This is a genomic window from Dyadobacter sp. BHUBP1 (genome assembly GCF_050587785.1).
GTDB lineage: Bacteria > Bacteroidota > Bacteroidia > Cytophagales > Spirosomataceae > Dyadobacter.
Genome location: NZ_JBOBIH010000001.1, coordinates 732,655 through 748,601, shown reverse-complemented (window position 1 = coordinate 748,601; position 15,947 = coordinate 732,655). Strand labels below are relative to the sequence as shown.

Here is a 15,947-nt window from a genome sequence, read left to right as displayed (position 1 = left end):
AATCCTGATTATTGGCCGCTATAATAATCGGCAGCCGCCTTCGCGATCTGGGCGATCACCAGTTCGCGCGTATCTATTTTCGCAGTGGCGTCCGAAACGAACACTACCACGGCAATATCTCTTTTATTTTTTAACTTAATAATTCCCACATCATTCGTCGCAGCAGCCACTCCTTTATCATTGGTGCCAGAAGTACCTGTTTTATGTGCCACCACCGTACCTTCGGGCAACAACCCTTTGATCCTTTTCAAGCCCGTAGGACCTTCAACCAAAATTTTCCAAAGGAAATCGTGACTGGACTTAGAAAGCGTCTTTCCCTTATAAACAATGTCCAGCAATTGAAGATACGCCGAAGGGTGGGCAAAATTGGTGTATTGTACATGCCAGCCAACCTTCATTTCTTTCTCCGTCGCCACAATCGCGATGTCTTTCACGCCCAGGGAATGAATGTAGTCATTCACTTTTTTAGTACCGCCCGCCAGTTCAAAAAGAATATCGCATGCATTGTTATCGCTTTCCGAAACCGAGTAGCTCAGCAATTCGCCAATCGTAATGTCAAAATCTTCCCTGGGGTGTTTATCGCGCATCGGACTGTGCGTCTTCTGATCAAGCTGCGCCTGGGTGACGTGTATTTTCTGATCCAGTTTCAATTTCCCTTTGTCCACCAGGTCCAGAACGGCCATCGCCAGTGGAAATTTGAAGGTGCTTTGCATTGGAAACTTGTGATCCTGATTAATCAGCAAAGTTTCCTTTGTCTTCAAATCCATCACCCCCACGCCTACGATACCGTTTGCCTGTTTGCTGATGTTCTCAATTTCAGATTTGAGCTTCGCTTGTTGGGCAAATGCAATAATTGGGAATAGTACTATTAAAACTGAAATCCGGGCGAATCTGGTCATGGATGTTCTGAGGCTTGATAATCGTGGTCTAACTATGGCCGTTCCGCTCTGCTTTCCGGTCTTCTATGGTCAGTTTGACGAGTTCGATGCGGGTATCCTGGACGGAAACGATCTGGAAAGAATAAGGCGGGATGTCCACCACTTCATTCTCGTCGGGTAAGTCGCCGCAGAAATGGATCAGCATGCCGGCTATTGTATCGTAATCCCCTTCGGGAAGCTCCCAGCCGTATTTTTCATTCAAATAATCGAGCTCATGGCGCGCACTGAGCATGTACGTATGATCGTCGAGTTGCCGTTCCGTCCAATCTTCCGTGGTATCGTATTCATCCTGGATCTCCCCAAAAATCTGCTCCACTACGTCCTCAACACTCACCAAACCCGATGTTCCACCGAATTCATCCACTACCAATGCAATGCTGCGACGTTCTTCGAGAAAGCGTAGCATAAGGTCGCGTGCGGGCATAGCTTCCGGCACGATCAGGATGGGCGTGATAATACTGCTGATTTCTTTCGGCTTTTTAAACAACGACAATGCATGACAATAGCCCAGCACCTCATCGACTGATTCCCGATGCACAATGATTTTGGAATGGCCGCTTGTAAGAAATGCCGTGCGCAAATCCTCGATACTCGCATTCACATTCACCGCCGAAATCTCTGTTCTCGGGATCATACAATCTCGGATCCGCAAATCTTTGAAATCCAATGCATTGATAAACATCTTCTCTTCAATACTGTGATCGTCAAAATCGGGATCGTCGGCCGAGACAATGTCGTCGCGCAACGATGGCGAGAGAATATTTTCCTTTACAAACGGCTCGATCACCCAGTAAAGCGGCGTCATCAGCCATTCGCCGAAACGTACCGGGAATGCTTTCAAATCCAGCACCTTTGGAAAGCTCCGCCCAATTTTCACCCAGCTCGAATAGCTACCCATCCACAAAACCGCCAAAGTCCCGAACAATGCGATGATCAGCAGCCAGTTTTGCATGCCCGTATTCAGCTCAAACAAAGGAAATACCGTGACTACCCCCATAAAGCAGCCCAATGCTACGGACAGCAGGCGGATCATCCGGAGAATACGGCGCCAGTAGAGCGTCTGCTCCACCTGCTCGCTCTTCTCGTGACGGAACGAATACCGGTCTATCCACACATCCAGCAACACCGATCGCACGGCGCCGTAATAGCCCGCCAGCATGAAAAAAACGATCGTCGTAACCAGGAATATCAGGTTCATTTCTTGGCTTTTTTACCGGATTGGATATTAACCGCCGACCGCTGCCTACCAACCGCTGTCGGCCGACGGCCGACAGCCGATGTCTTATTCGGTGCTGCCCCGGGTTCACCTGCCTGTTTGGCAAGCGTAGCAGCTTTCAAACGGCTGAATTGGAATAGCAAGAAGCAAACAATGCACAACAGTAAAAGCCAGTAGCTTTCTAAAAGCCCGGCGCGGCGGAATTCGAGCACCCAAAGCACTAGAAAGCCGAATGCAAGGGCCAGGAAAATCGTCCGGATCAGTTTGGAATTCATTAATGAAGAATCTGCTTAAACATGCAGGGTCGCAGCCCTGTTTTCTCAATGATTTTCAAAGATACCACAGATTGCGCCAAAACGGTCATCGATGCATTAATCTTCGTTTCAATGCATAATAAACCATACATAACTCGGTCATTTCACCCTAAAATAGCTAACTTGCAGGGATTGCCGTACAATTCAGGGCCGACACTTGAATTGTAAAATTAATTCTTGAAAAAATATCCTTTATTACTATGAGCGAAACGACAAAACGCTTTGCACCCGGTGTTGTAACCGGCGATGGAGTTAGTGAAATTTTCCGCCACGCCAACGAAAACAACTACGCCCTTCCGGCCGTGAACGTGGTAGGAACCAATTCGGTGAATGCGGTCCTGGAAACAGCCAAAGCGGTTAACAGCCCTGTCATTGTACAGTTTTCAAATGGCGGAGCTATATTTTATGCGGGAAAAAGCCTTTCCAATGCCAACCAGCAGGCGGCTATTGCAGGCGGCATCTCGGGTGCGATGCACGTACACCAGATGGCGGCATTATACGAAGTGCCTGTAATCCTCCACACCGACCACTGCGCGAAGAAACTCCTTCCGTGGATCGACGGTTTGCTGGATGCCGGCGAGCGTTATTTCGATCAATACGGTAAGCCATTGTACAGCTCGCACATGCTCGACCTCTCGGAAGAGCCTTTGCATGAAAACATCGAGATCTGCGCTAAATATTTCGAGCGCATGGCGAAGCTGGGCATGACCCTGGAAATCGAACTTGGTGTGACCGGCGGCGAGGAAGACGGTGTGGATAACTCGGACGTTGACAGCTCGAAACTGTACACTCAGCCTGAGGAAGTGGCATTCGCTTACGAAGAACTTTCAAAAATCTCCCCTAATTTCACCATTGCAGCTGCATTCGGTAATGTTCACGGGGTATACAAGCCAGGTAATGTGAAATTGGAGCCGAAAATCCTCCGCAACTCACAAAACTATATCAAAGAGAAATTCGGAACCGGCGACCTGCCTGTTAACTTCGTATTCCACGGAGGCTCAGGCTCATCCCGCGAAGAAATCCGCGAAGCGATCGAGTACGGTGCAATTAAAATGAACATCGATACCGACATGCAGTGGGCAACCTGGGAAGGTGTTCTCAACTATTACAAATCGAAAGAAGGCTACCTGCAATCGCAACTCGGCAACCCCGAAGGCGCAGATTCGCCAAACAAAAAATACTACGACCCACGCGTATGGCTGCGCAAAGGCGAAGAGAGTATGATCTCCCGTCTGAAAGTGGCGTTTGAAGATTTGAATTGCATTAACCAGCTGGGGTAATTTGCTCAGCTGATATGTTAAGAGAAAAGCAACCTGTGAGGGTTGCTTTTTTTGTTCTTGCGAGATTTTTCTACCCCTCCACCATCATCCGCTTCCGATGCGCCACGCCCCAGTCGCGGAGCGTCTTGATCACAATCTCCAGTGAATGTCCGTATTCGGTGAGAGAATATTCAACCACCACGGGAATGGAGTCATAAACCGTCCGTTTCACAAGGTCGTTGCTTTCCAGCTCCCGCAGTTCCTTGGAAAGCATTTTGTCGGTAATGCCGGGCACTTCTTTCGCGATTTGCGAGAAGCGTTTGTTGCCGAACATGAGGGATATGATAATGGGCAACTTCCATTTGCCGCTGAGTACTTCCAATGCGTCGCGCACGGGCAGGATGCTTTTGGTGCATTCGTCCCAGGTGTGCGGCTTTGCTTGCTTCGTTTTTTCCATAGCTGATATTTTCACTATACTTTTGTATACTACTTACAAATGTATAGTAAATTTAATTAAGTTTGCATGCCTATTAATCAACGGCGTACCAAACTTAGATAAAAATGAGCGAGTTAATAAAAAAATTGAACTGGCGTTACGCCACCAAACGTATGAACGGTCAAACCGTTCCCCGGGAAAAACTGGACAATATCCTCGAAGCCATCAAACTAGCGCCTTCCTCGGTGGGTTTGCAACCCTACAAAGTGATTGTAGTGGAGGATAAGGCTTTGAAAGATAAAATTTTCAGCGAGGCGGCCCCACGGCAGTTGCAGATTCCCGATGCCTCGCATTTACTGGTATTCGCGGCGTGGGAAAGGATCACGGCCGAGCAGGTGGACGATTTCATCAAGCTCATCGCCACCACACGGAATGTGAGCCTGGAATCGCTGGCAGGCTACCATAGCAGTATTAACGGCGGTATTTTGAGCCGCAGCGAGGAAGTTAATTTCGACTGGGCAGCACGGCAGGCTTACATTGCTTTGGGGCACGGACTGGTAGCTGCCGCCACGGAAGAAGTGGATGCTACCCCGATGGAAGGTTTTGATTCTGCTAAGCTGGATGAGATCCTCGGTTTACGCGAGAAAGGACTTAGCAGCGTCGTGATCCTGACATTGGGCTACCGCGATGCAGAAAAAGACCCATATGTGAATGCCAAGAAAGTGCGCCGGGCGCATGAAGAACTTTTTATTTCCATCTGACATTTCTTTTAAACGGGAGGTGGAATAGTCAGGAGGTGGTCAGGAATGGTCAAGGGTAGTCTGGGATCGTCAAGGGTTGTCAGGAATGGTCATGCGTAGTCACGAATTGTTACAGGTAATAATGACAACACATGACTACAAATGACAACACCTGACTAATAATGACAATACCTGACAACAAATGACAACATCTGACCAAAAATGACTCTCCCCAAATCTCCCAGCACACAAACAACGAAACTATGAAAGTTGAAATATGGAGTGATGTAATGTGCCCGTTTTGCTATATCGGCAAAAGGCGCTTTGAGAGTGCGCTGGCGGAGTTTCCGCAGCGTGATCAGATTCAGGTGGAATGGAAGAGTTTCCAGTTGAACCCGCAGATGAAAACCGAACCGGGTCGTAGTATTAATGATTACCTGGCCGAAACCAAAGGCTGGACGCCGGAATATGCGCAGCAAATGAACGACTACGTCACGAATATGGCTGCCGAAGTAGGCCTGGAATACAATATGGATAAGGCCGTTCTGGCCAATTCGTTCGATGCGCACCGGTTTTTACAATTTGCCAAAACAAAGGGACTCGGCGACGCTGCGGAGGAACAACTGTTCAAAGCCTATTTTACAGATGGCAAGAATACCGCCGATCACACCACGCTGATCGACTTGGGCAATGCCATTGGCCTGGACTCCGCTGAATTGAAGGCCGTTCTCAACGGCACGCGTTTCAGCGAAGATGTACGTCGCGATATTTACGAGGCGCAGCAGGTAGGCGCACGCGGAGTGCCGTTTTTTGTGCTCGATCGCAAATATGCGGTTTCAGGGGCGCAACACACCGAAACTTTCCTGAATGCATTGCAGCAGTCGTTTGGCGAATGGGAAAAAGCCAATCCCAAACCACTGGTAAGCCTGGCCGACGGTGTTAACTGCACGGTCGACGGAGAATGCAACTAGGCTGAAATATTCTTAGTAAAAAGGGGTACGCCGATCATCCGGTGTGCCCTTTTTTATTTGAGAAGGCATCACTGGTACGGTTCTATAAGTAAAGTCGATAGCGCGGGTCTGGAATGTCGGGTAATTTGTGCTAATTGCGCTAATTTGTTGCACAAAATATCACACCTCCAACTACCGCTGTCAGCAACTTTACACCCGACTTTATGCGCTTTCTGGCATTATTGCTGCTCTTTCTGACCATGCAACAGTTCTCCCGGGCGGGTGGGATCAGGGGACGCATTACCACAAAAAACGGAGAGTCCCTCCCCTATGCCGGCATCGCGGTAAAGGGAACGAGCAACGGTACCATGGCCAATGAAGAGGGGGAATATGAGTTCAGCCTCGCGCCTGGTAACTACGAGATCATTTTTCAATACCTGGGTTTTAAGAGTGTTTCCAGAACCGTTACAATCGGTAGCGATTTTACCGAGTTAAATGTAACAATGGAAGAGCAGGCGCTGAGCCTGCAAGAAGCCACAGTAGGCAAGAGCAAAGAGGATCCCGCATACACGATCATGCGTCGCGCAATCGCGAAAGCCCGTTTTCACCAGTTGCAGGTACGGGGGTACACGGCCAAAGTGTATTCAAGAAGCACCGGCGTAGCTACCAAAATTCCTTTTTTGCTGCAAAAAAGACTAAAAAAAGAGGGCGTCCAGCAAGGTAAGGCCATTCTGAACGAGAGCGTCGCGGAGATCAGGTACCGCCGTCCTAACAATTACAGCCAGCGCATTATTTCCACGCGCAACAGCCTCGATAACAGCATTCCATCACCGAATGAGTACATTCTGGCCAGCTTATACAGCCCTGAAATCGCAGGTACCATTTCGCCATTATCGCCCAAATCATTTGCCTATTACAAATTTGAATATGAAGGCTATTTCGAGGAGCGCGGCGAGATAGTGAATAAAATAAGGGTCATTCCAAAAGCTTATGGCGAAGGCGTTTTCAAAGGAAGCCTATTTATCCTCGAAGACCGCTGGGCGATCCACAGCTACGATTTGCAAACTACCACCAGCGGTTTGAACATTGCCGCAAAGCAGATTTTCAGCCCGGTACAAGGCGTATGGATCCCCGTCAATCAGCAGTTCCGGCTGAATGGTAGTTACCTCGGTTTTGCGGGGGAGTTCCGTTACCTGGTTTCCCTTACGTACGATAACCTTGACGTCGATCCAGGTTTACGCGAAGACATCGTCATTGCAGATCATAAAAAAGAAGACGCACCCAAAGTAAAAGGTGGCAAAGACCTCGAAAACCTGATCCAGGCACAGAAAGAGTTTTCTACCAAAAATTTCAGAAAACTCACCAAACAATACGAAAAACAGCAGAAAAAGGAACAAAAAGAAGAGCTCGGCAACGACCGGCTAGTACGGCAGGACTCCATCGTGATCGATTCGATGGCCAACAAACGCGATACCACCTACTGGCAAGCACTACGTCCTATTCCACTTACCCGATCAGAGGTTTCGAGTTATGTCAGTCAGGACAGCATCAAGGTCGTCAAGGACTCTATCCGGGTAAAAACCAAGCCTGATTCCACGCATTTCAAGCCTATTCACCTGCTTTTGGGTAATACTTATGCATTGGGTAACCGCAATACTTTTTATTTCAGAAGCCCTTTCCTGTCGGTCAGCTATAACTCGGTGGAGGGTAATGCGGTCAATTTCATCACCGAATGGCAGAAGCGCTGGGGGAAATCCTCATACCTGAGTATGCGCCCGCTTGTGCGCTACTCGTTTGGGCGTAAGCAGCTGTACGGGAACCTGGAAACCAACGTAGGCAGCAAAAACTGGAACCTGGCATTGGCAGGCGGCAAAATGGCGACGCAGATCAACAGCCGTGAGCCGATCCCGCCGCTGCCGAACAGCGTCGCGGCGCGCTTTTTCGATCGCAGCCTGATGAAGTTGTACCAAAAACAGTTCGGCCATATTCAATACACGCTCCGCAACATCGGCGACATTCTCAGCATCAATACAAGTCTGGACTTTGAGCACCGTGTGGAGCTGCTCAACCAGGAAAGTGCGCGGCCCATTATCTTTTGGAGCCAGTTTGGTTTTACGCCCAACCGGCCAGTTAACCGCGAGCTAGCTAATACCGGTTTTAAAGACCACAATGCCTGGATTTTCGACATTACAGCCACATTGCGCCCGTGGAGAAGGTATCTGATCCGGAACGGCGAAAAACGCTATTTGAGAAGCCGTGGCCCCGCATTTAGTGCTAATTATAAAAGCGGACTGGGCTTTTGGGGAGATGTGGATTATTCACTCCTGCAAGGAACGATCCGCCAGAATATGAGCCTGGGACCGCGCAGTAACCTCGAATACCTGGTGAATGCGGGCGGTTTTTTAAGCACCAAAAAAATGTACTTTCCAGATTACCAGCACTTTATGGGGAATGAATTCTTCTTCCAGTATGTCTACCCACCCGATCAGTTCCGAATGCTGCCCTACTACCGTTACAGCACTGCAAAGTGGTTTTTCCAGACGCATTTGACGTGGTCGATGCAGCATTTCCTGCTCACACGCGTGCAGTCGTTACGCGTGACGGGCATTTCAGAGACGTTGCAGCTGCATTACCTGCGTGTGCCATCGATCCGGAATTACACTGAGGCCGTTTATGGAATTGATAACATTATGCGGATTGTCCGGTTGGAGGCCGTCGCGCAATTCCATGGCTCGCATTTTCAAGGCATGGGGTGGCGCGTCGGGGCCTCCTTTCGATTCGGACGGTAATTATTTCACTTTCGTAGCCTTGAAACGCGGCGCGGCTTTGTGGGCTGCCGGCCACACGTTATTGTCGGGATCAATATCGGCCATACGCTGGCTCGGATCGATTGCAATGGCTTGAATATCTGAAATGCTGCGGTCGATAGTGAACGAATATTCTGGATAAGTCCAGCCCCAATCCGCCAATTGCGTAGTTTTGGAATACAACTTCTCGTTCTTTTCGCCCCGCATGATTTCCAGTGGAATGTAAAAATTCTCCTGGGTACCGTCTTTGTAGCTTACCACCACATCCAACGGCATCGGCATTTGACCGATTCTTTCGAGCACTACGTCCGTCTTACCAGCATCAGCAACCACTTCCCGGATGTCGTAATCGATCGTTTTGGTGGTACCCACGAAATTCTCCCAGAACCAATCCAGTTCCAACCCCGATTCCTTTTCCATAATGCGTTTCAAATCGGTCGGGTTCGGGTGCTTGAACTTCCACTCATTGAAATACCGTTTCATTCCGCGCTCAAAGGTTTCCTTACCCATGATATAGTTGAGCTGGTTTAGGAATACGGCACCTTTATTGTAGCTCGCAATGCTGTACGCCTTATTGGTATTATAATGATCGGCGTGGGTCGTGAGCGGCTCTTCCGTTCCAGACTTCACCAGGCTGCGGTAGCTGGTGGTAGCGCTGCGCTGCGCGTCGCCTTTGGCAGGGAAAAGCTCGTTCATCACGATATTCTGCGCGTAGGTCGTAAAACCTTCGTCCATCCACGGATATTTGGATTCGTTGGTGCCCAAAATCCCCTGGAACCAGCTGTGAATGGATTCGTGGACGGTAACGCTCGTCAGCGCATGGAGGTTCAGGCGCCCGGTGATGAGGGTTGCCATCGGATATTCCATGCCTCCGTCGCCGCCCTGGATAATTGAATATTGCTTGTAAGGATAGCGCCCGAACTGCTCGTTCATGATCTTGAACGAACGCACAGCCAGCGGCTCCATTTGCTTCCACACATTAGCCAGTGTATCGGTTTGGTAGAAGAAATGCAGGTCCAGCTTATCATCGACTTTCACGACGTCGTGCTGGTAATCACGGTCGGCGGCCCACATAAAATCGTGCACTTCCGGTGCTATGAAATGCCAGGTAAGGCGGTCACCGGGTTTGTGGGTTACATTTTTGTTAGAATATCCGTGACCTATTTTATCAGGATTCTGCAAATAGCCCGTCCCTGCGATCGTGTAAGCCGCATCCATTGTGATTTTTACATCAAAATCACCCCAGATCCCATAAAATTCACGACCGATATAAGGATTGGCATGCCAGCCTTCATAATCGTATTCCGACATTTTCGGATACCATTGCGCCATCGAATAATCGATACCTTCATTGTTGTTGCGGCCTGTACGGCGGATCTGCAATGGTACCTGCGCTTCAAACTCCATGTCGAAAGTATGCTGTGATTTCGGCAGGATCTTCTCATTCAGCGTCACTTCGAGAATGGTACCTTCTACCTCATATTTCAGCGGTTTCCCATTCTGTTTCAGGGATAACACCTTTTCATAACCGATTTCAGAAGGCGACAATTTGGAAATGCGGTCCTTTACACGTGAGTCGGGGTCGCTGATCGAGCGTGAGCGGACGTCCATCTGGCTGCCGGGCTGGAATGCGTTCAGGTATAAATGATAAAATACCTTTTGAAGAGTGTCGGGAGAATTGTTGGTATAAACGAGCTTTTGGGTGCCCTTGTACTGGTGTTTGACAGCGTCAAAATCAATTTCCATCTGGTACTTCACGCGCTGCTGCCAACGGTCATTTTGTGCTGAGACCCGGAACGCCAGCGCGACCAGTAAGAGCACGGAAAAGTTAAACTTCATTATAAGGTTAGTAATTTGATTAAACCGCAAATTAACGGAATTGTCTGGTTTATAGGGAGAAAATTATATATTTGAGAAAAACTCACTACTATGCAACGCTCCATCGAAATACCAAAAGCACTTATTTACGAGGAGTTTGACGGGCACCCAGTTTACCGTAAGGGATACCGCGATTATCTCGTGGGAACCAAAACGGTAGAAGAATTAATGGGTACCAGTAAATTACAGTGGTTTATCGTCACAGCCATATTGAGAAAAATTCTTGAATTGTTTCAACCTGGCGAATATCTCGTCGGAACTAATGAACCGGGCGTACATCTCAAACGCGGCACCAACCTTGCGAACGATATAGCCATTTATCGTAAAGGGCAACTTAAAATCGGATTAAACTCTATTAACTATGCCGAGATTCCCCCGGTAGTAGCCATTGAAGTAGACGTACAGGCTGATTGCTCCGATATTTTCTCAAATGAGTTCGAATATATGGAAGCAAAAAGCAAAAGACTGCTGGATTTTGGCGCTCAAAAGATTATCTGGATAGGCTCCGTCTCCAAAAAAGTTTCTATTATTTCGTCAGACCGTCGATGGGAAATCATTGATTGGGATTTGCCGTTCGAAGTTCTTGACGGAAAGTATGTCAATGTTTGGGACTTGATGTTGAAAAATGGTTTTGAAGCATAAACTGTGCATCATTCTCCACAAAAAACCTCATTTTAAAGCATTTGCAGCAGTTTAGGGCGTTTGATGTGCGTTTGCGCTTCTGGCATAGTGTTGGTAATTATTAGATGAGAAATCAATAATTAAGAACCTAAATATTTGTCACTCATGCTTAGATGGACCGTAATATTTCTGATCATCGCTATCGTGGCCGGAATCCTCGGATTCGGTGGTATAGCAGCAGGCGCAGCCGGAATTGCTAAAATTCTTTTCTTCGTATTCCTCGTTCTATTCGTGCTAAGCTTATTAAGCCGCGGTGTCGGGCGATCCTGACGACTTTCGGAGATACAATAAATGAAAAAAGCGGACATGTCCGCTTTTTTCGTATTCCTTATTCCCATTCGATGGTAGCCGGTGGCTTTGAAGAAATGTCGTAAACGACCCTGTTCACCCCTTTTACCTTGTTAATAATATCGTTGGAAACTTCTGCGAGAAAATCGTACGGCAAATGCGCCCAATCGGCAGTCATACCATCGACAGAAGTTACCGCGCGTAGCGCTACCACGCGCTCGTAGGTGCGCTCGTCGCCCATTACGCCTACGCTCTGCACGGGAAGTAGCATTGCACCCGCCTGCCAAACGTCTTTATAAAGATCCCATTTACGTAAGCCACCGATGAAGATCGCATCCACTTCTTGCAGGATAGCCACTTTTTCAGGAGTGATTTCACCCAAAATACGAATTGCAAGGCCTGGTCCCGGGAACGGGTGGCGGCTTAGGATCTTCTCATCGATGCCCAGCGTACGTCCAACCGCCCTCACCTCGTCTTTGAACAGCGTGTTCAGCGGCTCGACTACTTTCAGTTTCATGAAATCGGGCAAGCCACCCACGTTGTGGTGCGATTTGATGGTGGCAGAAGGGCCTTTTACCGAAACGGATTCGATCACGTCAGGGTAAATAGTTCCCTGCCCGAGCCATTTCACGTCTTCGATCAAATGCGCTTCCTGGTCGAAAATGTCGATGAACGACTTTCCGATCGCCTTGCGTTTCGCTTCGGGATCGCTCAGGCCGTCGAGCGATTGGTAAAAGTGTGATTTGGAATCCACACCTTTGATATTAAGGCCCATATCCTGGTAAGAATGCAGCACTTGTTCGAACTCATCCTTACGTAGCAGACCATTATCTACGAAAATGCAATAGAGGTTTTTACCGATCGCGTGGTGTACCAGCGTAGCAGCGACCGTAGAATCCACGCCGCCGGACAATGCCATTACGACCTTGTCGTTGCCCAGCTTCTGGCGAAGTTGCTCGATAGTATGCTCCACGAACGATTCCGAAGTCCAGTCCTGCCTGCAACCGCAGATATTCACGACAAAGTTGTGTAGCAGCTTTTTACCCTCGGTAGTGTGCGTCACCTCGGGGTGAAACTGGATACCATATGTGAGTTCATCCTCGACTTTAAATGCGGCCACCTTCACTGATTCCGTCGAAGCGATCACGTGGAAGTTCTGCGGTGCGCGTACGATCGTGTCACCGTGCGACATCCACACCTGCGACGATTCCGACAGACCTGCCAGCAGCGACGAATCAGAATCATCAATTTCCAGTCGTGCACGGCCATATTCCCGGTGTTGCGAAGGCTGAACTTCGCCACCCAGCTCCTGCGCGAGCAGTTGTGCGCCATAGCAAACACCCAAAAGGGGTAATGTCTTGCGGAATTTGTTGAGATCGACCCGGGGAGAATCCTCGTCCCTTACCGAACAGGGGCTACCTGAGAGAATTACACCTTTGACGTTGGGAGTGAGTTCGGGGAAGTTGTTGTATGGGTGGATTTCACAATAAACGTTCAGTTCGCGAACTCTGCGTGCAATTAACTGGGTGTACTGTGAGCCAAAATCTAAAATCAGAATTTGTTCGGTCATATATATGCTATCTAAAACGCAAAGGTAGGGAGATTGGGTGAAAAGCAAAAAACGAAGTTGAAACTTCGCCACTTTGGACGTTCAAATAGCTATTTAACCGTTTAAACTTTTTTCCCGCCAATATGCAACTTCGTTTTATCCCTTTGTATCTATAAGCCGAAAGATAGACACACACCACTTATACAACATACACGCCTTTTATGTAATCAAAGGTTCTATGTTATACCAAGTACCTATCTTTGCAGTGTACCTAATGGAACAACTCACTCCCCGGTACGCTGAACTTTTAACTATTAGCCATGAAAATCTTAATGAACCTAACTGCAGCACTGCTGCTGGGCAGTGGATTTGTGCACGCACAAGCTCCCCAGCCACTTACCGGAAAAGGGAAAATTACCGGCGCGGTGCTTGATGAAAAGTCACAACCGTTCCCGTTTGTGAACATTTTGCTGTTGCAAGCCAAAGACTCGGTGCTTGTAAAAGGACTTGCTGCCGACGAGCAGGGTAAATATGCATTCGACCAGGTAGCGGCAGGCAAATACCTTACGCTGATCTCGATGGTAGGTTACCAAAAAGCTTACAGCGAACCATTTAACGTGAAAGATACTCCCGTAAACCTCCCCACTGTCAGTCTGAAATCGGATATCAAATCACTGAGTGAAGTGACAGTCGTAGCGAAAAAGCCATTCATTGAGCAGGAAATCGACCGGACGGTAGTGAATGTGGAAAACAGTATTGTTTCTGCGGGTGCAACAGCGTTGGAAGTGCTCGAGCGAGCTCCCGGCGTGACGGTCGACCAGCAGAACGAGCAATTGAAACTGCGTGGTAAGGAAGGGGTAATTGTGCAGATCGACGGCAAACAGACTTTTTTATCCCAACAAGAACTCATTACCCTCCTACGCAATACGCCGAGCGACAACATTGAGAAAATTGAATTGATCACGAACCCTTCGGCCAAATACGATGCGGCCGGAAACTCGGGGATCATCAATATCAAAATGAAGCGTAATAAGAACTATGGCACCAACGGGAACATCAACCTGGGTGGCGCGTGGGCGAAATACGGTCGTGCGAATGCAACCGCGACACTCAACCACCGGGCCGGAAAAATCAGCACATTTATCAGCGGCGGCGCTTTTTATAACAAGGGATTTAATAACAACGACATTTACCGTACCATTCCTTATGACGGCAAGGTAACGATCTTCGATCAGCACACCGAGCGCATCAACCGATCGGAATACTATAACGTACGTGCAGGCCTCGACTACTTTGCAACGGACAAAACCACTGTGGGCGTATTGGTTTCCGGCTTCTACAATGATTGGAGCAACCCCTTCGGGCAAACCAACACCCGGATCCTGAACGAAGACCTGACTCTTCAACGGACATTCCGAACCAACGTTTTCAATGGCGGCAAGATGAATAACATCAGTTCCAACCTGAACCTGAAACACCAATTCAACGATAAAGGCAAGGAACTCACATTCGATCTGGACTACGTGCATTACGGCGGCAAAAAGAAAAGCGACCTGGATACCCGCTATTTCAAGGCGGACGGTACGCCGGACGAAGCTGCTACCGAAATGGTGCGTAACGATATGCCCTCGGACATCAACATTGCCATGGCGAAACTGGATTACACGCAGACGATCGGCAAAGGAAAATTCGAAACCGGTTTGAAATCGAGCTATGTGACATCGGATAACGATATGGTGTTCGAAACGTTCATCGACAGCTGGCAGTTTGACCCGAAACGCTCCAACCGTTTCAAATACACTGAAAACGTGAATGCAGCTTATGCGAACTACGCCGGCGCAATTTCGAAAAAGATCAAGTACCAGTTGGGCGTCCGTGCGGAACACACGCATTCGATCGGCAATTCGATCACGCTGAACCAGAAACGCGACAGAAACTATATCAATTTTTTCCCTAGCGTATTCTTATCGAACCAGTTGGACACCAATAACGTGATCAACCTCTCGTACAGCCGCCGGATCGACCGTCCGAACTATCAGTCGCTGAACCCATTCGAGTTTTACCTCGACCCGTACACATTCCAGCGCGGTAACCCGAACCTGCGGCCACAGTACACGCATTCATTCCAGTTGGTACACGTTTACAAGAATGCATTGAACACGACGTTGGCTTACAGCCGCATCAAGGATATGATCGCGGATGAACTGCCTCAGCAGATCGCTTCGGAGAATAAAACTTTCGTGACTTCGGATAACCTTGATAATCAGGACAACGTCAGCCTGACCGTCTCATTCCCGATTCCAGTCACTAAATGGTGGCAAGTGCAGGCGAACTTTACGGGTGTGTACAACCATTACAAGTCATATTACCTGGAACAGCAGCTGGAAATCAAGCAGACATCCTGGAATATGTATGCCAGCAACCAATTTACGATTGGCAAAGGATGGTCCGCCGAGCTCTCGGGATGGTATAATAGCAGACAGTTCTATGGCTTGTACGCAGCCCGTCCGATGGGGATGATCAATGCAGGTTTGCAAAAGAATATCCTGAACAAAAAAGGAACGATCCGTTTCAATGTGAACGACATCTTCTGGACCAACCGCTTCAACGGTACCGCGGTGTACAAGGATATCAATTTCAAGGTACGTTCCGAATGGCCTAGCCGCCAGTTCAGACTGACCTTCACTTACAACTTCGGTAATCAGAATGTGAAGGGTGCTCGCCAGCGCAACACCGGGTCGGATGATTTGCAGAAACGCGCAGGAGGCAATTAAAAGTGGAATTCCGGCCGAACGAGGCCAGTGTTCATAAATTAGTTAGGTTTGTTATGCAGAAAATCCATCCCGCGATGTGCGGGATGGATTTCTTTTTGCATATAAACCTAATAAGTG

Annotated in this window: 13 protein-coding genes; 7 read left to right on the top strand and 6 right to left on the bottom strand. The window is 48.4% G+C overall.

From position 1 onward, the window contains the following. Nucleotides 1-8: 8 nt before the first annotated feature. Genes bla through ACQ4MZ_RS03160 form a run of 3 tightly spaced genes read right to left on the bottom strand, consistent with a single transcriptional unit; the run spans nucleotide 9 to nucleotide 2,429 of the window. Nucleotides 9-899, bottom strand: coding sequence for a class A beta-lactamase, subclass A2 (gene bla / locus ACQ4MZ_RS03170; RefSeq protein ID WP_430842871.1), 891 nt, complete (start codon nucleotides 897-899; stop codon nucleotides 9-11). 28 nt (nucleotides 900-927) lie between these two features. Continuing rightward, the gene (locus ACQ4MZ_RS03165; protein ID WP_430842869.1) at nucleotides 928-2,136 is read right to left on the bottom strand and encodes a hemolysin family protein; all 1,209 of its coding nucleotides are present in this window, start codon (nucleotides 2,134-2,136) and stop codon (nucleotides 928-930) included. Further along, entirely contained in the window at nucleotides 2,133-2,429 is a 297-nt protein-coding gene (locus tag ACQ4MZ_RS03160) for a hypothetical protein (RefSeq protein ID WP_430842867.1), read from the bottom strand. Before ACQ4MZ_RS03160 ends, ACQ4MZ_RS03165 begins: the two co-directional genes overlap by 4 nt. 239 nt (nucleotides 2,430-2,668) lie before the next feature. On the opposite strand from ACQ4MZ_RS03160, the gene fbaA reads away from it, so the two are divergent. Next, nucleotides 2,669-3,748, top strand: coding sequence for a class II fructose-bisphosphate aldolase (fbaA, locus tag ACQ4MZ_RS03155; RefSeq protein WP_430842865.1), 1,080 nt, complete (start codon nucleotides 2,669-2,671; stop codon nucleotides 3,746-3,748). A gap of 70 nt (nucleotides 3,749-3,818) precedes the next feature. On the opposite strand, the gene ACQ4MZ_RS03150 is transcribed toward fbaA, so the two are convergent. Then, the gene (locus ACQ4MZ_RS03150) at nucleotides 3,819-4,184 is read right to left on the bottom strand and encodes a winged helix-turn-helix transcriptional regulator (protein WP_430842863.1); all 366 of its coding nucleotides are present in this window, start codon (nucleotides 4,182-4,184) and stop codon (nucleotides 3,819-3,821) included. Between the two features lie 104 nt (nucleotides 4,185-4,288). Between ACQ4MZ_RS03150 and ACQ4MZ_RS03145 the strand changes: the two genes are divergently transcribed. The 3 genes from ACQ4MZ_RS03145 (at nucleotide 4,289) to ACQ4MZ_RS03135 (ending at nucleotide 8,642) form a co-directional block, all read left to right on the top strand. Beyond that, nucleotides 4,289-4,924, top strand: a complete 636-nt coding sequence (locus tag ACQ4MZ_RS03145; RefSeq protein WP_430842861.1) for an NAD(P)H-dependent oxidoreductase — start codon at nucleotides 4,289-4,291, stop codon at nucleotides 4,922-4,924. A 242-nt stretch (nucleotides 4,925-5,166) separates the two neighbouring features. Beyond that, nucleotides 5,167-5,874 carry a DsbA family oxidoreductase gene (locus tag ACQ4MZ_RS03140; protein ID WP_430842859.1) on the top strand — a complete coding sequence of 236 codons (708 nt, stop codon included), beginning with the start codon at nucleotides 5,167-5,169 and terminating at the stop codon, nucleotides 5,872-5,874. Nucleotides 5,875-6,077: 203 nt separating this feature from the next. After that, complete coding sequence (locus ACQ4MZ_RS03135; RefSeq protein ID WP_430842857.1) at nucleotides 6,078-8,642, top strand: DUF5686 and carboxypeptidase regulatory-like domain-containing protein; 2,565 nt, start codon at nucleotides 6,078-6,080, stop codon at nucleotides 8,640-8,642. On the opposite strand, the gene ACQ4MZ_RS03130 is transcribed toward ACQ4MZ_RS03135, so the two are convergent. Further along, a complete protein-coding gene (locus ACQ4MZ_RS03130; RefSeq protein ID WP_430842855.1) occupies nucleotides 8,643-10,499 on the bottom strand; it encodes a M1 family metallopeptidase in 1,857 nt (618 codons plus the stop codon). A gap of 90 nt (nucleotides 10,500-10,589) precedes the next feature. Between ACQ4MZ_RS03130 and ACQ4MZ_RS03125 the strand changes: the two genes are divergently transcribed. Beyond that, entirely contained in the window at nucleotides 10,590-11,180 is a 591-nt protein-coding gene (locus ACQ4MZ_RS03125) for a Uma2 family endonuclease (RefSeq protein WP_430842853.1), read from the top strand. 144 nt (nucleotides 11,181-11,324) lie between these two features. Then, nucleotides 11,325-11,489 (top strand): DUF1328 family protein, encoded by a 165-nt coding sequence (locus tag ACQ4MZ_RS03120; RefSeq protein WP_019940565.1) that lies wholly within the window; start codon nucleotides 11,325-11,327, stop codon nucleotides 11,487-11,489. Between the two features lie 58 nt (nucleotides 11,490-11,547). Here ACQ4MZ_RS03120 and guaA read toward each other — a convergent pair whose 3' ends face one another. Then, nucleotides 11,548-13,077 (bottom strand): glutamine-hydrolyzing GMP synthase, encoded by a 1,530-nt coding sequence (guaA, locus tag ACQ4MZ_RS03115; RefSeq protein ID WP_430842851.1) that lies wholly within the window; start codon nucleotides 13,075-13,077, stop codon nucleotides 11,548-11,550. 311 nt (nucleotides 13,078-13,388) lie between these two features. Between guaA and ACQ4MZ_RS03110 the strand changes: the two genes are divergently transcribed. Continuing rightward, nucleotides 13,389-15,830: an outer membrane beta-barrel protein gene (locus ACQ4MZ_RS03110; RefSeq protein WP_430842849.1), complete on the top strand. Its 2,442-nt coding sequence runs from the start codon at nucleotides 13,389-13,391 to the stop codon at nucleotides 15,828-15,830. Nucleotides 15,831-15,947 lie beyond the last annotated feature (117 nt).